Origin of the sequence: Streptomyces sp. NPDC012510, assembly GCF_042955065.1 — a bacterium.
Taxonomy (GTDB): domain Bacteria; phylum Actinomycetota; class Actinomycetes; order Streptomycetales; family Streptomycetaceae; genus Streptomyces.
The window spans coordinates 614,131-637,750 of the sequence record NZ_JBIBEN010000002.1; the positions used below are offsets into that span (position 1 = coordinate 614,131).

The 23,620-nt window shown below is 70.7% G+C and carries 19 protein-coding genes and 1 rRNA gene; 9 read left to right on the plus strand and 11 right to left on the minus strand.

All coding sequences use genetic code 11. From position 1 onward, the window contains the following. Positions 1 to 184 precede the first annotated feature (184 nt). Positions 185 to 751, plus strand: a complete 567-nt coding sequence (locus ACFY9I_RS05485; RefSeq protein WP_390996944.1) for a DJ-1/PfpI/YhbO family deglycase/protease — start codon at positions 185 to 187, stop codon at positions 749 to 751. A gap of 265 nt (positions 752 to 1,016) precedes the next feature. On the opposite strand, the gene ACFY9I_RS05490 is transcribed toward ACFY9I_RS05485, so the two are convergent. Together ACFY9I_RS05490 and ACFY9I_RS05495 are read right to left on the minus strand one after the other, a co-directional pair. Then, positions 1,017 to 1,685, minus strand: a complete 669-nt coding sequence (locus ACFY9I_RS05490; protein ID WP_390996946.1) for an HAD family hydrolase — start codon at positions 1,683 to 1,685, stop codon at positions 1,017 to 1,019. 320 nt (positions 1,686 to 2,005) lie between these two features. Further along, positions 2,006 to 2,521, minus strand: a complete 516-nt coding sequence (locus ACFY9I_RS05495; RefSeq protein WP_390996949.1) for a DUF6912 family protein — start codon at positions 2,519 to 2,521, stop codon at positions 2,006 to 2,008. Positions 2,522 to 2,850: 329 nt separating this feature from the next. On the opposite strand from ACFY9I_RS05495, the gene ACFY9I_RS05500 reads away from it, so the two are divergent. Further along, positions 2,851 to 3,354, plus strand: a complete 504-nt coding sequence (locus tag ACFY9I_RS05500) for an Rv3235 family protein (RefSeq protein WP_390996951.1) — start codon at positions 2,851 to 2,853, stop codon at positions 3,352 to 3,354. A 152-nt stretch (positions 3,355 to 3,506) separates the two neighbouring features. Here the strand turns inward: ACFY9I_RS05500 and secA are convergent, their stop codons facing one another. Beyond that, positions 3,507 to 6,353, minus strand: a complete 2,847-nt coding sequence (gene secA, locus ACFY9I_RS05505) for a preprotein translocase subunit SecA (protein ID WP_390996953.1) — start codon at positions 6,351 to 6,353, stop codon at positions 3,507 to 3,509. A gap of 452 nt (positions 6,354 to 6,805) precedes the next feature. Between secA and ACFY9I_RS05510 the strand changes: the two genes are divergently transcribed. Together ACFY9I_RS05510 and ACFY9I_RS05515 are read left to right on the plus strand one after the other, a co-directional pair. Next, on the plus strand, positions 6,806 to 7,399 hold the full coding sequence (locus tag ACFY9I_RS05510) for a GNAT family N-acetyltransferase (protein WP_390996956.1): 594 nt from the start codon (positions 6,806 to 6,808) through the stop codon (positions 7,397 to 7,399). A gap of 81 nt (positions 7,400 to 7,480) precedes the next feature. Continuing rightward, positions 7,481 to 8,671, plus strand: coding sequence for a DNA glycosylase AlkZ-like family protein (locus ACFY9I_RS05515; protein ID WP_390996959.1), 1,191 nt, complete (start codon positions 7,481 to 7,483; stop codon positions 8,669 to 8,671). 62 nt (positions 8,672 to 8,733) lie between these two features. Here the strand turns inward: ACFY9I_RS05515 and ACFY9I_RS05520 are convergent, their stop codons facing one another. From ACFY9I_RS05520 to mtnA, 7 genes are all read right to left on the minus strand, one after another. Continuing rightward, positions 8,734 to 9,483, minus strand: coding sequence for a response regulator (locus tag ACFY9I_RS05520; RefSeq protein ID WP_390996962.1), 750 nt, complete (start codon positions 9,481 to 9,483; stop codon positions 8,734 to 8,736). 205 nt (positions 9,484 to 9,688) lie between these two features. Continuing rightward, complete coding sequence (gene hpf, locus ACFY9I_RS05525) at positions 9,689 to 10,381, minus strand: ribosome hibernation-promoting factor, HPF/YfiA family (RefSeq protein ID WP_390996965.1); 693 nt, start codon at positions 10,379 to 10,381, stop codon at positions 9,689 to 9,691. A 315-nt stretch (positions 10,382 to 10,696) separates the two neighbouring features. Continuing rightward, a complete protein-coding gene (locus ACFY9I_RS05530; protein WP_390996967.1) occupies positions 10,697 to 11,563 on the minus strand; it encodes a ComF family protein in 867 nt (288 codons plus the stop codon). A gap of 368 nt (positions 11,564 to 11,931) precedes the next feature. Then, positions 11,932 to 13,722, minus strand: a complete 1,791-nt coding sequence (locus ACFY9I_RS05535) for an LpqB family beta-propeller domain-containing protein (protein WP_390996970.1) — start codon at positions 13,720 to 13,722, stop codon at positions 11,932 to 11,934. 28 nt (positions 13,723 to 13,750) lie between these two features. After that, positions 13,751 to 15,838 carry an MtrAB system histidine kinase MtrB gene (gene mtrB, locus ACFY9I_RS05540; protein ID WP_390996971.1) on the minus strand — a complete coding sequence of 696 codons (2,088 nt, stop codon included), beginning with the start codon at positions 15,836 to 15,838 and terminating at the stop codon, positions 13,751 to 13,753. A 1-nt stretch (position 15,839) separates the two neighbouring features. After that, complete coding sequence (gene mtrA / locus ACFY9I_RS05545) at positions 15,840 to 16,529, minus strand: two-component system response regulator MtrA (RefSeq protein ID WP_189786864.1); 690 nt, start codon at positions 16,527 to 16,529, stop codon at positions 15,840 to 15,842. An 8-nt stretch (positions 16,530 to 16,537) separates the two neighbouring features. Beyond that, on the minus strand, positions 16,538 to 17,683 hold the full coding sequence (gene mtnA, locus ACFY9I_RS05550) for an S-methyl-5-thioribose-1-phosphate isomerase (RefSeq protein WP_390996974.1): 1,146 nt from the start codon (positions 17,681 to 17,683) through the stop codon (positions 16,538 to 16,540). A 140-nt stretch (positions 17,684 to 17,823) separates the two neighbouring features. Between mtnA and ACFY9I_RS05555 the strand changes: the two genes are divergently transcribed. The 5 genes from ACFY9I_RS05555 to ACFY9I_RS05575 are packed head-to-tail and all read left to right on the plus strand — an operon-like array spanning position 17,824 to position 23,416. Beyond that, positions 17,824 to 19,200: a glycerophosphoryl diester phosphodiesterase membrane domain-containing protein gene (locus ACFY9I_RS05555; protein WP_390996977.1), complete on the plus strand. Its 1,377-nt coding sequence runs from the start codon at positions 17,824 to 17,826 to the stop codon at positions 19,198 to 19,200. Between the two features lie 4 nt (positions 19,201 to 19,204). Beyond that, a complete protein-coding gene (locus ACFY9I_RS05560; protein ID WP_390996979.1) occupies positions 19,205 to 19,927 on the plus strand; it encodes a DUF4129 domain-containing protein in 723 nt (240 codons plus the stop codon). Further along, positions 19,924 to 21,117, plus strand: a complete 1,194-nt coding sequence (locus tag ACFY9I_RS05565; RefSeq protein WP_390996982.1) for a DUF4350 domain-containing protein — start codon at positions 19,924 to 19,926, stop codon at positions 21,115 to 21,117. The genes ACFY9I_RS05560 and ACFY9I_RS05565 overlap by 4 nt, the downstream gene beginning before the upstream one ends. Further along, positions 21,117 to 22,106, plus strand: a complete 990-nt coding sequence (locus ACFY9I_RS05570; RefSeq protein ID WP_390997053.1) for an AAA family ATPase — start codon at positions 21,117 to 21,119, stop codon at positions 22,104 to 22,106. Before ACFY9I_RS05565 ends, ACFY9I_RS05570 begins: the two co-directional genes overlap by 1 nt. Then, positions 22,106 to 23,416, plus strand: a complete 1,311-nt coding sequence (locus tag ACFY9I_RS05575) for a DUF58 domain-containing protein (protein WP_390996985.1) — start codon at positions 22,106 to 22,108, stop codon at positions 23,414 to 23,416. The genes ACFY9I_RS05570 and ACFY9I_RS05575 overlap by 1 nt, the downstream gene beginning before the upstream one ends. A gap of 111 nt (positions 23,417 to 23,527) precedes the next feature. Here the strand turns inward: ACFY9I_RS05575 and rrf are convergent. Next, positions 23,528 to 23,620, minus strand: a 5S ribosomal RNA gene (rrf, locus tag ACFY9I_RS05580); the annotation flags it as partial.

The window sequence follows — 23,620 nt, forward strand, 5'->3', positions numbered from 1 at the left end:
CCGAATCCGCACGCCCTCTTGGCAGATCTTCACCCCGGATGCACGTTGCCAGGGAAGGCCTAGCCTGACGAGTGAAGCCCTGAGGGTGCCTCGCACCCCCAGCCGACGAAGGCGGAGGACACGGGCCCCGCGCCCCGGCGCCCGCGCCCGACGCGTTCGCCGCACAGCCGAGGGGAGCCCCACCATGACGGCCAAGATCCTGATCGTGACCGGCGACGCGGCGGAGTCACTGGAGGTCCTGTACCCCTACCAGCGTCTTCGCGAGGAGGGATACGAGGTCCACATCGCCGCCCCCAGCCGCAAGAAGCTCCGCTTCGTCGTCCATGACTTCGAGCCCGGCTTCGACACCTATACCGAGAAACCCGGCTACTCCTGGCCCGCCGACCTGGCCTTCTCCGAGGTCGACCCCGGTCAGTACGCCGCGCTCGTCATCCCCGGCGGCCGGGCCCCCGAGTACCTGCGCAACGATCCCGAGCTGCGCAAGATTCTCAAGTCCTTCTTCGACACCGACAAGCCGGTCGCCCAGATCTGCCACGGCCCCCTGCTCACCGCGGCCGTGGACGCCCTCCACGGCCGCAGCGTCACCGCGTACCCCGCCCTCGAACTCGACATGCAGGCCGCCGGCGCCACCTTCCACGACGCCGAGGCGGTCGTCGACGGCACCCTGGTCTCCGCCCGCGCCTGGCCGGACCACTCCCGCTGGATGAGGGAGTTCCTGACGGTACTGCGAGCGAAGGTGCCGGTGACGTAAGTACGCGGGTGCCTTTGAGGTGCCGGGACGTAGGGGGCGGCGCCGCAGGCCTCGGCGAGGTCGCTCCCGTGGGAGGGTGCGCGCGCACCCTGCCACGGGAGGGTGCGCGAGCCGTCAACGGCCTCGGTGGCGGACGTCGGGGCGGCGAAGGACAGCAGGTGGGCCAGTAGCTCTCCGGCGAGAGGGACCGTGCCGCCGGGCGCGCCCCGGCCGTCGCGCCGACGCCGCAGTGCCGGTGGCCTGCGCAGCGGCCACTGAGCGGCGGCTACGCCGCGAGACGCTGGGCCTCGGCCACGGCCTCCTCCAGCGTGTCCACGACCGGTACGCCCACACCCTCCAGGCTGGCCCGGCTGTGCGACCCGCCGGTGTACAACACGGCCCGCGCACCGACGTGCCGGGCGGCGACGGCGTCATCGGCCGCGTCCCCGATCACGACCGTACGCGACGGCTCCACGCCCACGAGCCGGCGCAGGTGCCGCACCATGTGCTCGGTCTTGCTGCCCCCGGACGGTCCGACCCGCCCGTCGACCCGTACGAAGTGCGGCTCGATGCCGAAGCCGCGCACCAGCGGAACCAGTTCCTCGTGCACATACATGCTGAGGATCGACTGGCTGCGCCCCGCCGACAGCCAGTCCGTGAGCAGCGCCGGCACACCCTCGGTCAACCCGCACGCGACCCGGTGCTCGGCGTAGTACCGGTGGAAGACCACATCCATGGCCTCCCACTCCTCGTCCGTGGGCAGCCGCCCGATCAACCGCTCGTAGAACTTCGGCACGGGCACGCAGTACAGCTCCCGGTACCGCTCCAGCGTGATCGGCTCGATGCCCAGCTCCGCGAACGCCGCGTTCGTCGCCCCGATGATCGCCTCGTTGTCATGGAACAGCGTCCCGTTCCAGTCCCAGACGATGTGCGCCCCGATTCCGTTCTTCCCCATACCGAGAACGTACCCTTCCCCACCGACAACCCAGTCCCGCAAGGCCGCAAGCCACGGCCGCACGGCCTCGCCCAGCCGCGGGCAGCCTCGCCCAACTGCGTAGCTGCGGGCAGTCGTGCCTAGCCGCAGGCAGTCCTACTTGCCGCGGGCAGTCGCTGTGCCAAGCGCGGGCAGTCGCGCCCTAGCCGCGGGCAGTCGTGCCGCTGGGGTGGCACGGGTGGGCGCAGCGGCACCCGGCGAGCGCCGGTGAGCGAAACCCGCCCCCGCCCGACGGCAGCGCAGGGCACCCGCGTCACCCCGCCCGGCCGGACCGCCCTCGCTCAGCCCCCCAACCCCACCAGGTTCGGAATCTCCTGCGTCGCGTACCACAGCAACTCATGGTCGTCCGCTCCGTCCACGATGAACTGAGCGTCGTCATCCCCCTGATCCGCCGCCCCGAGAGCGTCCGCCGCCTCCCCGACCTCCCCCTCCGCCTCCACCGAGTCGACATGCACAGCCGCAGCCTTCGCCAACGGCACCGGCCCGGCCACCCGCACCTCCCCGAGCGCCGTCGGATCGAGCCCCCGGTCGGGATCGGCGACCGCGTCCCGGTCAGCCACATCCACGGCCACGACGACCCGCCGCCGAGCAGCCCCCGGATCCACGGCCACCAACCGCAACGACGCCAGCGCCGCCCGGTTCAGCGCCGCGTACTCCAACTCCTCGATGTCGTCGGACAGGTACCACTCCCGCAGGGCCGGCGTGACGGCGTACGCGACGAACGCCCCCTCCCCCAACTCACCCGTCTTGTACGCCTCGGCGAGCCCGGGAAGAGTCAGGGGGACGTAGACGCGCATGGCAGGCCGCTTTCGTAGTCGTGGTCACTCCCGCCCCCGAGGCCTCACACAGCCTCCGGACGGCCTTCAGGATACGTCCGGGCGTCCCCTTTCGAGCCCCCGCCCGACCCCCCGTACGCGTCCACTCCAGGCCCTCCACCTCACCCGGCACATCCCCGTCCCACCGGGCCCGACCCACCCGCCCATCACCTTGATAGGTGAACATTCCGTGACCCTCGCCGGACGCCGTCCTTCCTTGCGGCACCCCCCTCCCCCCTCGTACAAGATCCCCATCGCGAAGTTACCGACCGGTACCCACCGGTCGCCTCACCGACGAACGGGGCTCTCCGATGAACAAGGTCATGACCAGGATCAAGCACCGGCCCGGCACCCGCCCTCCCGTCCGCTACGACACCCGCCGCCCCGGCCGGCCTCCGGCCCGTACGACCCCGCGCGCCGGCCGCCCGTCGACGCCCTCCTCGCCCGCGCCCCTCACCAGGCCCGTTCCCCCACCTCGCCCCACGGACCGTTTCGCCGACCTCCTCCTCGCCGTACTGAGCGGCCGACGCCCGGTGCACAGCATGCTGCGCCACACCGCGGGCCGGGCCTACGACGAGCTGGCCTGGCTGGCCGAGCGAGGCCCCCTGCGCGCCACCCACGGCGCCCACCCCGTCGTCCGCGACATCGGCTACTACGTCGCCGCCCCAGGCGCTCTGGAAGTCTTCGCCCGCATCGCCGCCGGCGACCAGCTCCGCGCCATGGCCTTCCGCCTGGAACACGGCCCCGACCACCGCTGGCGCTGCACAGCCGTGGAACTGGGCGGCCCCAAGCTCCCCCACCAGGACGACGACTGAGCAGCCGGCCTCCCCTGCAGCCGCCCTCCCCCGGACACGCGGAAGGGCCGGACACCCGAAGATGCCCGGCCCTTCCGCAGTCTCACGACCCGCTGCTCACCATCCGCTCACCGCAAGTGAGAGGTGCCCGCTCCTCGCGGAGCGAGCGGGCCTCACTTCTTGCGGCGGCGGCTCGTCTTCCCCTGCTGCTTGCGGCGCTCCGCGCGGGTGAGGCCGTCGGCCTCGGAACGGATCGGCTCGTCCTCCGGCAGGTCGCCCTCGACGATGCCGCCGTCGCCGTCGACGCTCGGCGCGGAGAAGTGGAGCCGGTCGCGGCGCTGCGGGGCCTCCAGCCCCTTCGCGCGGATCTCCGGACGGGACGCACCCGCCTGGGCCGGCACCGCGTCGCCCTTGTCGAGAGACGGCTTCGCGTCCTCGACCGGGACCTCCTCGACCTGCTGCTCGACCTGGACCTCCAGGTTGAACAGGTAGCCGACGGACTCCTCCTTGATGCCCTCCATCATGGCCTGGAACATGTCGAAGCCCTCGCGCTGGTACTCGACCAGCGGGTCCTTCTGGGCCATCGCGCGCAGGCCGATGCCCTCCTGGAGGTAGTCCATCTCGTAGAGGTGCTCACGCCACTTGCGGTCCAGGACCGACAGCACGACCCGGCGCTCCAGCTCACGCATGATCTCGGAGCCGAGCTGCGCCTCTCGCGCCTGGTACTGCTCGGTGATGTCGTCCTTGATGGACTCGGCGATGAACTCGGCGGTCAGCCCGGCCCGGTCCCCGGCGGCCTCCTCCAGCTCTTCGACGGTGACCTTCACCGGGTAGAGCTGCTTGAAGGCGCCCCACAGCCGGTCGAGGTCCCACTCCTCGGCGAAACCCTCGGCGGTCTCGGCCTGGATGTAGGCGTCGATGGTGTCGTCCATGAAGTGCTGGATCTGCTCCTGGAGGTCCTCGCCCTCCAGGACGCGGCGACGCTCGCCGTAGATGACCTCACGCTGCCGGTTGAGGACCTCGTCGTACTTGAGGACGTTCTTCCGGGTCTCGAAGTTCTGCTGCTCGACCTGCGACTGGGCGGAGGCGATCGCGCGCGTGACCATCTTGTTCTCGATCGGCACGTCGTCCGGCACGTTCGCCATGGACATCACACGCTCGACCATCTGGGCCTTGAACAGCCGCATCAGGTCGTCGCCGAGCGACAGGTAGAAGCGGGACTCGCCGGGGTCGCCCTGACGGCCGGAACGACCGCGCAGCTGGTTGTCGATCCGGCGGGACTCGTGCCGCTCGGTACCGAGGACGTAGAGCCCGCCGAGGTCCTTGACCTCCTCGAACTCCGCCTTGACCGCTTCCTCGGCCTTCGCGAGGGCCTCGGGCAGGGCGTGGGCCCACTCCTCGATGTGCTCCTCGGGGTCGAGACCGCGCTGACGCAGCTCCGCCTCGGCGAGGTCGTCGGGGTTGCCGCCGAGCTTGATGTCCGTACCACGGCCGGCCATGTTCGTGGCGACGGTGACGGCGCCCTTGCGGCCGGCCTGGGCGACGATGGTCGCCTCACGGTCGTGCTGCTTGGCGTTGAGCACCTCGTGCTGGACGCCGCGCTTGCTCAGTTGCTGCGACAGGTACTCGGACTTCTCGACCGACGTCGTACCGACGAGGATCGGCTGGCCCTTCTCGTGCTTCTCGACGATGTCGTCGACGACCGCCTCGAACTTCGCGACCTCGGTGCGGTAGATCAGGTCGGACTGGTCCTTGCGGACCATCGGCCGGTTGGTCGGGATCGGCACGACGCCGAGCTTGTAGATCTGGTGGAACTCTGCGGCCTCGGTCATCGCCGTACCGGTCATGCCGGACAGACCGGGCTGTTCCTTGCCGTTGTGGTCGTGGCGCTTGTAGAGGCGGAAGAAGTTCTGCAGGGTGATCGTGGCGAGCGTCTGGTTCTCGTCCTTGATGTCCACCCCTTCCTTCGCCTCGATCGCCTGGTGCATGCCCTCGTTGTAGCGGCGGCCGGCGAGGATACGGCCGGTGTGCTCGTCGACGATCATGACTTCGCCGTCCATGACGACGTAGTCCTTGTCCTTCTTGAAGAGCTCCTTGGCCTTGATGGCGTTGTTCAGGTAGCCCACCAGCGGCGTGTTCACCGACTCGTAGAGGTTGTCGATGCCCAGCCAGTCCTCCACCTTGGAGACGCCGGACTCGTGGATGGCGACCGTGCGCTTCTTCTCGTCGACCTCGTAGTCCCCGGTCTCCTCGATGCCCTTGAGCTGGTTGCCGGGCTCGCCCCTCTTCAGGCGGGTGACCAGCTTGGCGAAGTCGCCGTACCACTTGGTGGCCTGGTCTGCCGGGCCGGAGATGATCAGCGGCGTACGGGCCTCGTCGACGAGGATGGAGTCGACCTCGTCGACGATCGCGAAGTTGTGGCCGCGCTGGACGAGCTCGTCCTTGGACCACGCCATGTTGTCGCGGAGGTAGTCGAAGCCGAACTCGTTGTTCGTGCCGTAGGTGATGTCGCAGTGGTACTGCTCGCGGCGCTGGGCCGGCGTCATGTTGGCGAGGATGCAGCCGACGGACAGGCCCAGGAACTTGTGGACGCGACCCATCATCTCGGAGTCACGCTCGGCGAGGTAGTCGTTGACCGTGATCAGGTGGACGCCCTTGCCCGTCAGCGCGTTCAGGTACGCGGGCAGCGTGCCGACGAGGGTCTTGCCCTCACCGGTCTTCATCTCGGCAACATAGCCGAGGTGGAGGGCGGCGCCGCCCATGATCTGCACGTCGTAGTGGCGCTGACCGAGTGCGCGCTTGGCACCCTCACGGACGGTGGCGAACGCCTCGGGAAGCAGGTCGTCGAGGGTCTCGCCGTCGGCGTACCGCTGCTTGTACTCCTCGGTCAGGGCACGCAGCTCGGCGTCGGAGAGGTCGACGAAGTCCTCTTCGATGGAGTTGACCTGGTCCGCGATGCGGTGCAGCTTGCGCAGGATCTTGCCTTCGCCTGCACGCATGATCTTCGAGAGGACGGACACGGGGGTTTGTCTCCTTGCCGGTCGGGCCTGGGACGGTCGGTTTCAATGACAGTTGGCAGTTTTAAATCACAGCTTGAGCAACGGCCATCGTAAGCGAGGACCCCGCCGTGCCGGGAGGTCTGTCAGCGACCGCCACCAGGACAACGGACGGCCGATGCGGATGGTGCCGCGTTCCGTCCACGAAATGCACGAATTGTGACCGCCTGCTCGTGGCCGTGGGCCGCCTCCGCGCCTTCCTCGACTCGTGGCCCGCCCTCGCGTCTCCCGCGCCTCCCGCGTCTCGTGGGCCTCACTCGCGCCTCGCGGGCCCCTTCCTCGCGCTTCCGTCGGCCTCCCCCGCGCTTTCATCGCCCCTCCTCCACGCCTCCCCAGCCTTTCACCCTCCTGCCCGCCCTCCACGGAACAGCCGCAATTGGATGGCGTCCTTACCTTGCGCCGACCAGAATCGCCCGATGGACCCTGTCACCCTGACCACCGAGCGCCTCCTGCTGCGCACCGTGGACCGGCGCGACACCGACACGGTGTACGCGGCCGCCCAGGACCCCGACATCCAGCGCTGGACCACGATCCCCTCGCCGTACCTGCGTGAGCACGCGGAGGGTTTCGTCGAGCAGGCCGTCCCCGAGGGCTGGGCCGAGGACGCCATGTTCACTTTCGGCCTCTTCCTCCCGTCCGGGGTTCTGGTGGGCATGCTCGGTATCACCATGAGGTCCCTCGGCACCGGCGAGATCGGCTTCTGGGCCACCAAGGAACACCGCCGCAACGGCTACATCACCGAGGCCACCCGCGCCGCCGCCCACTGGTCCTTCACCACGCTCGCCCTCGACCGCCTGGAATGGCGCGCCGAAGTGGGCAACACCGCCTCCCGAGCCGTGGCCCGGGCCACCGGCTTCACCCTGGAAGGCACCCTCCGCTCCGCCCTCACCAACAACGGAGTCCGCCGCGACTGCTGGATGGGCTCCTTGCTGCCCTCGGACCTGGGGCTACCGTCGGCGGCGCCCTACCTTCCGGCGGCCGGACAAAACAGCCGGAAGACAGCCCAGTAGGCGTCAGTCAGTGCGCGAGTCACGACCAACGGAACCTGAGTATCAGCATCAATGTCAGTGCCCTCCCCTACCCTGCGAAGCATGACCTCCCTCCCGCGCCCCACCACAGAACTCACCGCAGACGAGGCCCGCCGGATCGCCCTTCGGGCGCAGGGTTTCCTCGGCGCCCCGGACCGCAGGTCCGGCGTCCGCGGCGTCCTGCGGCACCTGGGCGCGGTCCAACTCGACACCATCTCCGTCCTGGCCCGCTCCCACGAGCTCATCCCGTACGCCCGCCTCGGTGCCATAGGCCGCACCACGGTCGACCGGGCCTACTGGACGCCCGGGTCCACCGGCGCGACTCCGGCGCACCCCCACGCCTTCGAGTACTGGTCCCACGCCGCCTGCATCCTCCCCATCGAGGAGTGGCCCCACTTCGCCTTCCGTCGCCGCGCCTACCGCTCCCGCCCCCACTGGAACCATCAACTCCCGGACGGCGCCTACGACCGCGTCATCAAGCAGCTCCGTGCCGAGGGCCCCCTCACCGCCACCGAACTGGGCGGCGCCAAGCGCACCAGCGAGTGGTGGGACTGGTCCGGCGAGAAGGTCGCCGTCGAACGCGCCCTGATGTACGGCGAGGTGGTCTGCGTCGAGCGCCGCGGCTGGAAGCGGGTCTACGACCTGGCCGAGCGCGCCGTCCCGGACGCCCTGCTGCACGACGAGCTGGACGACACCGAATGCCTGCGCCGCCTGGTCCGCCTGGCCGGCGAGGCCCTCGGTGTCGGCACCCGCGCGGACATCGCCGACTACCACCGCCTGAAGGGCGAGCAGTTCGACGCGGTGGTCACGGACTCCGGCCTGGTCCCGGTGACGGTGCAGGGCTGGGCCAAACCCGCCTGGGCCGACCCTGCGGCCCTGGCCGCACCCCCACGCGGTCGCCACCGCACCACGCTCCTGTCCCCGTTCGACTCCCTGGTCTGGGAACGGGCTCGCACGGAACGGATCTTCGGCTTCACCCACCGCCTGGAGGCCTACGTCCCCAAACAGAAGCGGATTCATGGCTACTTCGCGATGCCGGTCCTGTCCGGCGGCCATCTCGTCGGCCGTGTCGACCCCGCGCGCGACGGCCGCACGCTGGTCGCCAAACAGGTCACCCTCAACGGCCCCAAGGCGGTCCCGGCCGTGGCGCAGGCCCTGCGGGAGGCCGCGACATGGGTCGACTGCACCGACATACGCGTGGAGCGCGTGGACGCCCCCGAGCTGCGCGACCCTCTGGTGCGCGCCTTGCAGTAACCGCTTGGCCTCTCGGCCTCTCGGCCTCCAGCGGATCCCGGCCTCCAGGCGGATCTCGGCATCTAGCGGATCTCGAGAATCTTCTCCCGCATCGCGTACACCACCGCTTCCATCCTGGAGTGCAGCTGAAGCTTCTCCAGGATGTTCCGCACATGGTTCTTCACGGTGTTCTCGGAGATGAACAGCTCCTTGGCGATGTCCCGGTTGTTCATCCCGGTCGCCACGAGCTTCAGCACTTCCAGTTCCCGGTCCGTCAGCCGCGGCGCCGGTACGAGGCGCCGCTCGTCGGTCCGCTGGATCATGGACTTGAACTCGGTGAGCAGCTTCGACGCCATCGAGGGGCTGATCTGCGACTGCCCGTCGGCTACCGCGCGAATGGCCGTGGCCACCTCGTCCGTGGAGATCTCCTTGAGGAGATAGCCGGTCGCCCCCGCCTTGATCGCGTCGTAGAGGTCGGCCTCCTCGTCGCTGATCGTCAGCATGATGATCTTCGCGCTGGGGGCCACCTCCTTGATGGAGGTGCACGCCTCGATACCGCCGCGCTTGGGCATCCGTACATCCATCAGCACGATGTCGGGCAGCAGATCCGCGGCCTTGTCGACCGCCTCCGCCCCGTCCCCGGCCTCGCCGACGACCTGGATGTCCTCCTCTGCGGCGAGCACGATCTCCAGACCGCGGCGGAAGAGCGCGTGGTCGTCCACGACAAGGACCCGGATCGGCTCCTTCCCCGGGGAGCCCGTGGCGGATCCCATGCCCACGGAGCCTTCGTCGGCGTCCTCGTCACGCATCGGTCCGAAAGTGCTGTCCGCCATCGTTCCTCCCCCTGAAGGCCGTGGCCTGTGTTTCTGTGCCATCGCCAACCCAAGGCAACGGCCCGCCGGTTGGGGCCGGTTCGGCCATGATTTCATGCCCGGCCGACGCTGCGGTGACAGAGCGGGCCGCGAGGGGTCGCACACCGGTGCCCCTGGGGGCGCACAAGCGCTCCAGGGGCACCGGCTCAGCTGTCACCCGGCGCGGTCAGCCGCCGAGTGCGCCACCCGCGGCGTCCGAACCCGCCTGGGCGACCATCGGGTCCGTGCTGAGGTGGATGACGCCGTAGTCGTAGGCGTGCCGCCGGTAGACGACACTCGGTTCCTTGGTCTCGGAGTCGACGAACAGATAGAAGTCGTGCCCGACCAGCTCCATCTCGTAGAGAGCCTGGTCGAGGGTCATCGGGGAGGCGACGTGGGTCTTCTCGCGGACGACGAGGGGCCCCTCGCCCTTCACTTCCAGCGAGCCGATCCGCTTGGTGGGCACACCGTCGCCCTTCTCCTCGTCGGCGACGTATCCGTTGCCGTTGAGGGTCGCCACGCCGGGGACGTGGTCGGCGACCTCAGCGGCCGTGAGCCTGCGCGCGCCTCGGCGCGTGTAACGCTTGTCGTGCTGCTTGCGCAGCCGGGCCTCGAGCTTGTCCGCCGCCAGGTCGAGCGCCGCATAAGGATCACTTGCCGCGGCCTCCGCCCGGATCACAGGCCCGCGGGAGTGGAGCGTGATCTCCACTCGGTCACTGCGGTCGGCCTGTCGGGGGTTGGGCTCCTTGGACACCTCGACGTCGAGGCTGATCACCTTGCCGTCGAGCTTCTGGATCTTCTCCAGCTTCAGCTTCTCGGCCACGTGCTTGCGGAACCGCTCGGGCACCTCGGTCTTGCGGCCCTTGACGACGATGTCCACGCAGAACTCCGTTCCCGGATCGCTCCGCTCCACTGGCGGAGCATCTCCCTTGTGCACCAGGTTCCGGTGACTCCCGGAACCGCGGACTCGGTGACTTCCACCTCCTCCTCCCCCGTGGACAAGATCTCCACCCCACCAGCGCGGGTGATTCGGAAAAACCCGCAGCGCAGCAATCGGATATGTGGTGAACGGCCGGGGCCATTCCCTCACAACCGAACATATCTCGCCCGGACGGATGTCGTCACCCTCTACCGAGAGGTACCTCCGTTCAGGTGAATTGACCCTCTCATTACCTGCAACGATGCAAGTTCTCTGTCAGTTCCGGTTTATCGGGAAAGAGTCGGGCGGCGCGGCGACCACCGCCGCTCGCACCCCGTCCACGACGCCGCCCGAGCTCTCCATACCCGTAACCGCTCGAGTGCGCATCACGTCCTTTGCCATCCACTCCCCCATCAACTCCGTCGTCCGGTCCGTCGTCCACTCCCCTATCCACTCCGTCGTCCGGTCCGTCCTCCGCTGCGCGTCGAACACCGTCGACTCTGCCACCCACCGGGCCCGTGCCACCCGCACCGCCCGTGCCGCCTCCGCGAGCGAGGCACCGGTTGTCATCAGGTCGTCCACGAGCACGACCGGTCCTCCGCCCAGCAGCCTGGCTCCCCCGGCGACCACCTCCAGTGCGCCCGCGAGGTTGGCCGACCGCTGCCGGGAGTCCAGCCCCGACTGATCGGCCACGGCACGCCGCTGCCGCAGCACCTGGGCCACCCGCGCCGGCGTCCCGGTACTCCGTAGCCGCCCGGCGGCCGCGAGCGCGATCCGCCGTGCCGGGTCGTGCCCCCGTGCCCGCACCGCCCGCCGCGCGGACGGCACCGGAACCAGCAGCACCGGCCCCTCGCCGCCGCCCGCCCGTACGGCCCCTGCCAAGGCCGTGCCTAGAGGTCCGGCGAGCGCCAGCGCACCCCGTTCCTTGTGCGCGAGCAGCGCGGCCCGTACCGCGTCCTCGTAGGGAGCCGCCGCGTGCACCACGGGCAACCCTGACGGTTCCGGCACCGGTCGTACCCGGCACGGCGCGGCACCGGTCAAGGCCGCGCGGCACTCCGGGCAGAGCACCGCGCGAGGCCTCCCACAGCCTCCGCACTCGGCCGGCAGCACCAGATCCGTGAGGTCCTGCCACCACCCCCGCATGCCCACCACTGTGCCAACGCATGCGAAGCCCTGCCACCCCTGTGGAAAACCGCCTGTGGACAACTCACCGTAAGCGCAGGGGGTTATCACCCACACGAGTGATGGATGCACAACGAAGACCGAACCTATCCACAAAAGGACCGAACACCGTCAAGAGTGCACACGTCCCACACACTCCGCCTCGTGCATGGCAAAGGCGGGACGAGACCGAAGCCGCCTTGATCAGGGCCACTCGCGACCGCGACGACGCAAGGTGCCGCAGCCGCATCGCCCCCAGCCATCGCCGGACCGTCGACGCGCCATCCCACCCCAGCCCTCCTGGCCGGCCTTCCCCGGGACAGCCCGGCCCCACACCGGACGGGCCGACCTCACCCCGGATAAACCGGCGCCGTACCTTCCTTCACCACCGTCTGCCACTGCTCCCCCGGCGACAGCCGGACGATCCCGTCGGCCGAGTGTGCGACCAGCGGCTGGCTCTCGTCCTCGGAGGCGGCGACCTCCTCCACACCGGTCAGCGCGGAGGGCCCGGAACCCGGCGTCGGAGACCCGTCGACCCGGACGTACCGCATCTGCTGCACACCACCGGGTTCCCTCCCCACGACCACGAGTTGGCTGTCGCCGGCCCATGACATGGCGGTGACGTCCTCCAGCTCAGGTGTCACGGACCGTAGCTCGACGACCGAGACGGTGGTGCCCTCCGCGTCGGCGTCCCGCTCGATCCGGCCGATGTACAGCGCCCGCTTGCCGTCCTCCTCCAGAATCAACGCGACCCGCACACCGTCCGCGGCCACACGCACAGCCTCGACGCGCCCGCTGAGGCCGGCGGGCGTCCGGACCTCCAGCGGCTCGCCCATGCCGTCCGCCAGGACCAGCAGCCGTGGCTTCCTGGGATCGCGGTCGGCCACCCACAGATCGCCCCGCCCGTCCCAGCTGGGGGTCGTCAGCCGATCCTTCGCGGTGGCGCCCGCACTGCGCAGCACCGGATCACCGAGCGCTCCGCCCTCCGCCAGCGGCGACACATACAGCTCGCTGCCGTCGGCCGAAACCCCTGCCGCCCGGCCCTCATCGCGCGACACAGCGGCGGACCGCAGCTGCTTCTCGCCCTTCCCGAGCGCGCCGGGCACGGGTGTCGGCGTGGTCACCGGGTCTCGCTCGGACAACCGTACGAGCTTGTGCTCGCCGTCGATGAAGTACTCGTACGCCGCGCTCTTGCCGACGCCGTGGGAACCGGGGACGTCGGCCTCGCCCTCAGCGAGCACGCAAAGCTGGGCGCCGGTCGAGCCCTGCAGCTCCACCTCGGTCACACCCGTGGGCATGTAGTCCTGGAGCGTCAACAGCAGCTGCGCTGCCATTTCCCTGCACCTGCTCGTCGAGACACGATCGGCCTTCTTGTTCAACGGCACGACCAGCCTGTTCTGGTCGTCGGGCGTCAGCGCCCGGGTGCCCTTCTGCAGGGCCGTACCGGAGGGGAAGCTCGTCCTCGCGACCGGGTTGAGCCAACTGGTGGGGCCCTTGAGCAGGTCCCGGACCACCTGGGTCACCGGGTCGGCCTGGCTGCGCACATAGACCGGGTCGGCGACGGTCCCCGGCTCCCCGGACTGCGCGGCGGAGGTGAAGTAGTACTTGTTGATCGCCCTGTAGTTCCGCTCGAAGTCCGACCTGCCGAGCACCAGGCCCTGCGGCAGCTCGTCGATGCGCCACTGCCGCGTGTCCTTCACACGCGTGAGGTGCACGGGCCGGCGGTACTCGCCGCTGGTGGGCGTGTACGCGTGCTGCCCGTCCACCCGGGCGACCTTCTTCCCGGAGAGCTGAAACCGGTACTCGTCCGCCTTGGGCCGATCGCCCGTCACCTGGGTGTACGGAGTGGGCGCCTCGGCGAGCACAGTGGTGGACCCGCCCGGGTCCCACGTCTCCAGCGCATCCCCGGTCAGATACTTGCGTGCCGTCTCATAGTCCAGATCGTCGCTGGTCAGAGCCTCGAGGAAGCCCTGCACGATCTCCTGCGGCTCGGCGTCCTCGGCGGGCGGCAACGCGAAGACCCGCACCTTCGAGTCCTGCCTCGGGGTGGACTCGACATCGCGCATGTCACCGCTGTCCGGCATCGAGGCGCACCCCGCCAGCAACACCGCGCCGATGCCGACGTACGCCGTCGCCCTCATCGGACGCCCACGGCCGCGTTTCCGGTGGTCAGCGCCCACGAAATGCCTCCCCCTGCTCGTGCTGCCTCTCCGCACCGCGCTGCGCCGGCCTTTCCTCGCCCTCCGCCGGGCCGTCGTCGGACCACCGTGCGGGCGAAGCCGGGGGCGGTGTCGTGGGCGGCACGGTGGGCCTGGGCACCACACGCGCGCCGTTGCCCGGCAGCGCCGTCGGGTCGGCCGTGGGCACCTGCCCGGCGCCCGGCCGCGGGCCTATGGCGCCCCGCGCACCGTGCTCACCGGCCTGGACCGGCACCGTGGCGAGCTTGCCGCCGGCGCCGAGCGGCAGACCCTCGTCGCCGAGCCCGCGGTTCCGCTGCCGGGAGTCCTTGGGCTCCAGGGGTATCGGAGACCCCCGCAGCGGCTCGTCCGCCGTCCTCGGCAGGGTGAGCCGGAACTGTGATCCGCCGCCGGGCTCGCCCCACGCCTGCAACCAGCCACCGTGCAGCCGGGCGTCCTCCAGGGCGATGGACAGCCCCAGCCCGGTGCCACCGGTGGTACGCGCGCGTGCGGGGTCGGCCCGCCAGAAGCGGCTGAACACGCGCGTGGCCTCGCCCGGTTTGAGCCCCACGCCGTAGTCGCGCACCGCGACCGCGACGGCGCCGCCCGCCGCCGCCAGCCTGACCACGACGTCCTTGCCCTCGCCGTGCTCCACCGCGTTGACCACGAGGTTGCGCAGCACCCGCTCCACCCGCCGGGCGTCGGCCTCGGCGACGACAGGCTGCTGGTCCCCCAGGACCCGTATGCGCGTGCCCTTGCGCTCGGCGAGCGGCTCAGCGCCGCTGACGACCTTCCGTACGACCTCGCGCAGATCTATCGGCTCCGCCTCCAGGGCCGCCGCGCCAGCGTCGAACCGGCTGATCTCCAGCAGGTCCGCGAGCAGCGACTCGAAGCGGTCCAACTGGTCGGCGAGCAGCTCGGCCGACCGTGCCGTCACCGGGTCGAAGTCCACGCGCGCGTCATGGATGACATCCGCCGCCATCCGTACCGTCGTCAGCGGCGTGCGCAGCTCGTGCGACACGTCGGAGACGAACCGGCGCTGCATCCGCGACAGATCCTCCAACTGCTGGATCTTGAGCTGCAGGTTCTGCGCCATCTTGTTGAAGGCCTCGCCGAGCCGCGCGATGTCGTCTTCGCCACTGACCTTCATACGTTCCTGGAGGCGCCCTGCGGAGAGCCGCTCGGCGATCCCGGCAGCCATACGCACCGGCGTGACGACCTGCCGCACCACGAGCCAGGCGATGGCCCCGAACAGGACGACGACGAACAGCCCGGCCGTCGCCAGCGTCCCCTTGACCAGGCTCAGCGACTTCTCCTCCTGGGTGAGCGGGAAGAGGTAGTACAGCTGGTACGGGTCACTGTTGGGATCGTTGACCTGCTTGCCGATGATCAGCCCCGGCTGGGGCTCCTGGCCGTTGTCGTAGTAGATGCGTGTGTAGCTCTGGACCGCGCTGGTGGCGTCGTCGACGCGCTCACGCAGCGCGACCGGCACGCTCAGGTCCCATCGCACGCCCCCGGAGACCCGCGGCCCGAGCCCCCCGGTGTCGCCGTCGGCGGAGGCCGGGCTGAGCGTCACGACGTCGAACGCGCCCTGGCCGCCGCTGGAGAGCGAACTCACGAGGTTCGTCATCCACTCGACGACATTCTGCACCCGGTCGCCGTCCGGGTTCGCGTTGTCGCTCCCGGCCGCGCTCGCCTCGCTGTCGGCCTTCTGCTCGGCGGCCGTGAAGCCGCCGGTGGCCTGGCTCTGCGAGGCCTTGACCTTGGCGTCCAGCAGTCCGTTACGGACCTGCCCGATGACGACGAAACCCAGCAGCAGCACGACGCTGAGCGACATCAGCAGGGCCGTCACGACGATCCTGAGCTGGATGTTGCGCCGCCACAGCCGCATCACCGGCAGCAGCGGACGGCGCACCCAGCGCATGAACAGCCTCAGGACCGGGCTGCCCTGGACTCCGCCCTGCAGCAACCCACCCTCCAGAAGGCGCCCCCAGCGGGAACCCCACGACTTCCGGCCGACAGGCCGCTCCGCGCGGGTCCCCGGCTGGCCGGGCGCCGAAGCGGCACTGTCACCGGACATGTCAGCTGGGTCCTGCCTTGTATCCGACGCCACGGACGGTCACCACGATCTCCGGCCGCTCCGGGTCCTTCTCGACCTTGGAACGCAGCCGCTGCACATGAACGTTCACCAGACGGGTGTCCGCCGCGTGGCGGTACCCCCAGACCTGCTCCAGCAGGACCTCCCGAGTGAACACCTGCCAAGGCTTCCGCGCCAGGGCGACCAGCAGATCGAACTCCAGCGGCGTCAGCGCGATCGACTGCCCGTCCCGCTTCACCGAGTGCCCGGCCACATCGATGACCAGGTCACCTATGGCGAGCTGCTCCGGCGCCGGCTCCTCCGACCTTCTGAGGCGTGCTCGGATCCGGGCCACCAGCTCCTTCGGCTTGAACGGCTTCACGATGTAGTCGTCCGCGCCCGACTCCAGACCGACCACCACATCGACGGTGTCGCTCTTGGCCGTGAGCATCACGATCGGCACCCCGGACTCCGCCCTGATCAGACGGCACACCTCGATCCCGTCCCGGCCCGGCAGCATCAGATCCAGCAGCACCAGATCCGGTTTGGCCTCACGGAACGCGGCCAGCGCCTTGTCGCCGTCAGCTACGAAAGACGGCTCAAAACCTTCACCACGCAACACAATGCCGAGCATCTCGGCCAGTGCGGTGTCGTCGTCGACGACAAGGACTCGTCCCTTCATGAATGCCATCATCCCATTAACTAAATCGTTACCTGGCGTGACCTGTCACACAGCTCAGCGAGCGCATCAGCCGTCACGGGCGACACGGCCCCCTCCTCGGTGACGATCGCCGTCACCAACTCGGGCGGCGTCACGTCGAACGCCGGGTTGTACGCCTGGGTCCCCAAGGGCGCCACCGCTATTCCCCCTCCCGCCTCTGCTCCCGCCACCGGCACCTGAGGTGCCGTGATCTCCGTCACCTCATGGCCCGCGCGCTGTTCCACCTCTATGGACGCCCCGTCCGGGGTGTCCGGATCCACCGTCGTCACCGGAGCCACCACGATGAACGGCACATGGTGATACCGGGCGAGCACCGCGAGCGGGTAGGTCCCGACCTTGTTCGCCACCGAACCGTCGGCGGCGATCCGGTCCGCCCCCACCAGCACCGCGTCCACCTCCCCGGCGGCGAACAACGAGCCCGCGGCATTGTCCGTGAGCAAGGTGTACGCCATTCCGCTGCGCGCCGCCTCATAGGCGGTCAGCCGCGCACCCTGCAGCAACGGCCGCGTCTCGTCCACCCACAGCCGCCGCAGCCGACCCGACCGGTGTGCCGCGAGCGCCACCGCGAACGCCGTGCCCTCACCACCCGACACCAGCGCCCCGGTGTTGCAGTGCGTGAGCACCCGGTGCCCGCCACCCGGCAGCAGCTCGTCGAGCAGCGCCAGTCCGTGCGCGGCCATGCGGGAACTGGCCTCGGCGTCCTCCCGGTGCAGCGCCCGCGCCGCGGCGAGCGCCGCCTCGGCGGCCTGCTTCTGGTCGCCCTCCCGACCGAGCTCGGCCCGGTACGCGGCCCGCGCCCGGCGCACCCCGACGGCGAGGTTCACCGCGGTGGGCCGGGCACCCGCCAGTGCCTCGGCGGCCTCCTCCACGTCGAACCCCCGGGCGGCGGCGAGCGCGACGCCGTACGCCCCGGCGATCCCCAGCAGCGGCGCCCCGCGCACGGCGAGCGAACGGATCGCCTCCACCAGCGCGGGCGCGTCCGTACAGACCAGCTCGACCTCCTCGGCCGGCAGTCTCGTCTGGTCCAGGAGGGCCAGGACCGGGCCTTCGGGCGGCTCGTCCCAACGGATCGCGGGGGTCTCGGTCGGCCGGATGTCGTCGCCGGATCGCGCGTACTGATCAGCCATGCGGTCAGTCTGCCCCGTATCCGTCGGACAATTGAAGGTGTGCAGCGCATACGGCCCCCGGTCACTTCCCGGACACCGCGTGGCACGATGGGCGCCAACCTGCCGCCGCGACCGCGGACGAGCACCGTGAAGGAGCGACGATGAAGGACACTCCGGGCTGGGCCTCGCCCGGATCCGCCCCCTCGGACGGCCAGGAGCCGGACCAGCAGGGCTCCACTCAGCCTGCGGACCAGAGCGGCGCCGACCAGGCGCGACCGGAGGAACAGAGCGGCGCCGACCGGACGCAGCCGCCGTCCAAATGGTCCAAGGAGCAGCCGCCCGCTCAGTGGTCCGCGCCGACCCCGCAGGGCCCCGGCCAGACCACGCCACCACCGCCCGTCCCGGGCTGGGGCGCTCACCCCGGGGCCCCACACCCCGGTCCCGGTGGCTACGGCCCGCCCGGAGCTCCCGGCGGCCACCCCGGCTACGGCGCCCCCGGACCGGGCTACGGCGCTCCCAACTGGGGCCGCGGCTGGGGAGGCCCCCCGGCAGCGGCCAAGCCCGGTGTGATCCCGCTGCGCCCGCTCGGCATCGGCGAGATCCTCGACGGCGCGGTCTCCACCATGCGCACGCACTGGCGCACGGTCATCGGCATCTCCCTGGCCGTCGCGGTCATCACCCAGATCGCGGTGATCCTGCTCCAGGGCCTCGTCCTCAACGACACCGAGAACGCTGACGTCCTCGGCGACCCGACCGCCACCCCCGGCGAACTGGGCCGCGCCCTGGGCGACACCCTGCTCAGCGCCTCCGTCGTCATGGTGATCTCCCTGCTCGGCACCATCATCGCGACGGCCCTGCTCACGACGGTCACCAGCCGCGCCGTCCTCGGCAAGTCGGTGACCACCGCCGAGGCCTGGCGGGACGCCCGCCCGCAGCTCCTCAGGCTGGGCGGCCTGACCATCCTGCTCCTTCTGATCGCCGGCCTGATCATCACCGTCGGCGTGCTGCCCGGCATCCTCGTCGCCGCCGGAGGCTCCACTGGCGGCGGCGTCCTCCTCGCCCTCGTCGGCGGACTCGGCGCGTTCGTCCTCACCGTCTGGCTGATGATCCGCTTCTCGCTGGCCTCGCCCGCGCTGATGCTGGAGAAGCAGGGCGTCCGCAAGTCGCTCAACCGCTCCGGCAAGCTGGTACGCGGCTCCTGGTGGCGGGTCCTCGGCATCCAGTTGCTCGCCGCGATCATCGCCTACGTCGTCGCGTCGATCGTCGTGATCCCCTTCACCGTCCTGGGCGCTGCCTTGGACGGCGACGGCCTGTCCGGCTTCCTCGCCTCCGGCGGCACCGCGCTCGGCTGGACCTACCTCGTCATCAGCGGCGTCGGCGCGGTGATCGGATCCACACTCACCTTCCCGATCAGCGCCGGCGTCACCGTGCTCCTCTACATCGACCAGCGCATCCGCCGCGAGGCCCTCGACCTCGAACTGGCCCGCGCCGCCGGTGTCCAGGGCTACGGCGGCACCGGCGCCACACCGGGGAGCTGATGGGGTGAAACTGTCGGGGGGAGCGCTGACAGCCGTACCGACGGCGTGGCGCTCGGCGGACGAGCCGCCCATCACCCTCCCGCGCGACCCCGCGCGGGAGGCGGCCGAACGCGAGCTGTCCAAGGGCATGTACCATGAGAACGACCCCAGCTGGTACGAGCGCGCCATGGACGCCTTCTGGGAATGGCTCGACAAGCTGTTCGGTGCCGCCTCCACGGCCACCCCGGGCGGCACGCTCGGCCTCGTCGTCATCGTCCTGGCCGTCGCGGCCCTTCTCGGCGCCCTGTGGTGGCGCCTGGGCACCCCGCGCCGCACCCCGGCATCGTCCGCCGTACTCTTCGACGACCGCCCCCGCAGCGCCGCCGAACACCGTGCCGCCGCCGAGGCACAGGCCGCCCAGGGCCACTGGAACCAGGCCGTCCAGGAACGCATGCGCGCTGTGGTCCGCTCCCTGGAGGAACGCGCGCTGCTCGACGTACGCCCCGGCCGCACCGCCGACGAGGCGGCCTCCGAAGCCGGCCTGGTGCTCCCCGCCCACACGGACCGCCTGCGCGCCGCCGCCCGGGACTTCGACGACGTCACATACGGCGGCCGGTCAGCGGATGAAGGAACGTACCGTCGGCTCGCCGCCCTCGACGACGACCTGGAGCGCACCAAGCCCGTGCTGGCGAGCAGCGCCTCCAGCACGGCGAGCACGGCCCACAGCACGCGGGGAGCCGCCCAATGACCACCGAGGCCGCGCTCCCGTCCACCTCCGCCTCGCCCACCGCCCGCCAGGTGTGGACCCGCGCGCGCGGTGTCGTGCTCGGGGCGGCGGTCCTCCTGGCGGCCGCCGTCGTGATCGCCGTGATCCGCTCCGGCGCCGAACACGGCCGCCTCGACCCGCGCTCCGTCGACACCAACGGCAGCCGCGCCGTCGCCGAACTCCTCGACGACCGGGGCGTGTCCACCCGAGTCGTCACCACCCTCGACGAGGCGAGCGCCGCGGCCGGCCCTGACACCACCCTCCTGGTCGCCGTCCCTGACCTGCTCACGGACCCCCAGCAGAGCCGCCTCCACACGGCCACCGAGGCCTCCGGCGGCCGCACGATCCTCGTCGCCCCCGGCCCTCCGTCCGTGGGCACCCTCGCCCCCGGAGTCACCGCCGACTCCACTCCCAGCTTCGACTCCACGCTCACGCCCCGCTGCGACCTGCCCGACGCCCGACGGGCCGGCAGCGCGGACACCGGCGGGATCCGCTACCACACCACCGCCCCGGAAGCCGACACCTGCTACGCCGACGAGGGCCTGCCCACCCTGGTGCGCGTCCCGGCACCCGCGGGACGCGGCGACACCGTCGTACTCGGTGCCCCCGACATCCTCTACAACAGCAGCCTCGACGAGCGGGGCAACGCCTCGCTCGCCCTCCAACTCCTCGGCTCGCGCCCCCATGTGGTCTGGTACCTCCCCTCGCTCTCCGACGGCTCCGCCACCGACACCGGCAGCCGCAGCTTCCTCGAACTGCTCCCCTCGGGCTGGCTCTGGGGCACCCTGCAGCTCTTCGTCGCCGCAGCCCTCGCCGCCCTGTGGAGGGCACGCCGACTGGGCCCCCTGGTGCCCGAAAAGCTCCCCGTGGCGATCCGCGCCTCCGAAACCGTCGAAGGCCGCGCCCGGCTCTACCGCAAGGCGGGCGCCCGCGACCGCGCGGCCGCCGCTCTTCGCTCCACCACCCGCACGCGCCTCGCCCCCCTCGTAGGTGTCCCCGTCTCCCGGGCACACACGCCCGAGGCCCTGCTCCCCGCCCTGTCCACGCACCTCCACGGCGACGGACAGTCCCTGCACGCACTCCTCTTCGGCCCGCCGCCCAGCGACGACACGGCCCTCATCGCCCTCACCGACCGACTCGACGCCCTCGAAAGAGAGGTACGCCGTTCATGATGGACCCGACCACTGACAACGCCGGGACCACCGGGGATCCGGGCGCCGCCCGAGCCTCCCTGGAGGCCCTGCGCGCCGAGATCGCCAAAGCCGTGGTCGGCCAGGACCCCGCCGTGACCGGCCTCGTCGTCGCCCTCCTCTGCCGCGGACACGTCCTCCTCGAAGGAGTCCCCGGGGTCGCCAAGACGTTGCTCGTGCGCGCCCTCGCATCCGCACTCGAGTTGGACACCAAGCGCGTCCAGTTCACCCCTGACCTCATGCCGAGCGACGTAACCGGCTCCCTCGTCTACGACACCCGCACCGCCGAGTTCTCCTTCCAGCCCGGCCCGGTCTTCACCAACCTGCTCCTCGCCGACGAGATCAACCGCACACCTCCCAAGACCCAGTCCTCCCTCCTAGAAGCGATGGAGGAGCGCCAGGTCACGGTCGACGGCATCCCGCGCCCGCTCCCGGATCCGTTCCTGGTCGCCGCGACCCAGAACCCGGTCGAGTACGAGGGCACCTATCCCCTCCCCGAGGCGCAACTGGACCGTTTTCTGCTCAAACTGACGGTCCCTCTTCCGTCCCGTGAGGACGAGATCAACGTCCTCACCCGCCACACCGAGGGCTTCAACCCCCGCGACCTGCGCGCCGCCGGCCTACGCCCCGTCGCGAACGCGGCCGACCTCGAAGCCGCCCGCGCCGCCGTCGCCAAGACGACGGTCTCCCCCGAGATCACCGCCTACGTGGTCGACATCTGCCGCTCCACCCGCGAATCCCCCTCCCTCACTCTCGGCGTCTCCCCTCGGGGCGCCACGGCCCTCCTCGCGGCCTCCCGCGCCTGGGCCTGGCTGACGGGCCGCGACTACGTCATCCCCGACGACGTCAAGGCACTCGCGCTCCCGACCCTTCGCCACCGCGTCCAGCTCCGCCCGGAGGCGGAGATGGAAGGCGTGACGGCCGACTCGGTCATCAACGCGATCCTCACCCACGTCCCCGTCCCCCGCTGATGGCCCCCACCGGACGCGCCGCGCTCCTCGCGGCCCTCGGCACCCTCCCCGTAGGCATGTGGGAGCCCAGTTGGGCAGGCATCCTCGCCGTGAACGCGCCTCTGGTGCTGGCATGCGCCTGCGACTACGCCCTCGCCGCTCCAGTGCGCCGCCTGGGCCTCACACGCGCCGGCGACGCCTCCGCACGCCTGGGCGAGACGGCGGACGTCACCCTCATGGTCACCAACCCGTCCAAGCGCCCGCTGCGCGCGCACCTGCGCGACGCCTGGCCGCCCAGCAGTTGGCTCCCCGGCACCGAAGTCACCGCCTCACGGCACCGTTTCACGGTCCCGCCGGGAGAACGCCGTCGTGTCACCACCCGTCTGCGCCCCACCCGCCGAGGCGACCACCAAGCCGACAAGGTCACGATCCGCTCGTACGGCCCGCTGGGCCTCTTCTCCCGCCAGGGCAGCCACAGGGTTCCGTGGACCATGCGGGTCCTCCCGCCGTTCACCAGTCGCAAGCACCTGCCTGCCAAGCTGGCCCGCCTGCGCGAACTCGACGGCCGCACCAGCGTCCTGACCCGAGGCGAGGGAACGGAGTTCGACAGCCTCCGCGAGTACATTCCGGGGGACGACACCCGCTCCATCGACTGGCGCGCCACAGCCCGCCATTCCTCGGTCGCGGTACGCACCTGGCGCCCCGAACGCGACCGTCACATCCTCCTCGTCCTGGACACCGGCCGGACTTCAGCCGGTCGCGTGGGCGACGCTCCCCGCCTCGACGCCTCCATGGATGCGGCCCTCCTCCTGGCCGCCCTCGCCAACCGCGCCGGCGACCGCGTGGACCTCCTCGCCTACGACCGTCGCGTACGAGCTCTCGTGCAGGGCCGCACAGCCGGCGACGTTCTGCCCTCCTTGGTCAACGCGATGGCCCCCCTTGAACCGGAACTCGTCGAAACGGACGCCCGCGGCCTCGCAGCCACCGCACTCCGTACAACACCTCGCCGCGCTCTGATCGTGCTTCTGACCACCCTCGACGCAGCACCTGTGGAACAAGGCCTCCTCCCGGTCCTGCCCCGCCTCACCCAACGCCATTCCGTCATGGTGGCCTCGGTGGCCGACCCGCACATCGCCCGTATGGCCAATTCCCGAGGCACCACGGAGGCCGTCTACGAAGCGGCGGCGGCAGCCCAGGCTCAAACAGAGCGCCACCGCACGGCCGAACAACTTCGTCGCCACGGCGTCACAGTCGTCGATGCCACTCCGGACAACCTGGCGCCGGCCCTGGCCGACGCTTATCTGGCTCTGAAGGCCGCAGGCCGCCTCTGATCGCTCACTCCTGGTCCCAGCAGGGGTTACTTCCCTGTAAAGGAAAGGCGACATTCCCTGAAAACGCAGAAAGCCCCTGCCGGTAACCCGGCAGGGGCTCTCACACAATTTGTTCGGCGGCGTCCTACTCTCCCACAGGGTCCCCCCTGCAGTACCATCGGCGCTGTAAGGCTTAGCTTCCGGGTTCGGAATGTAACCGGGCGT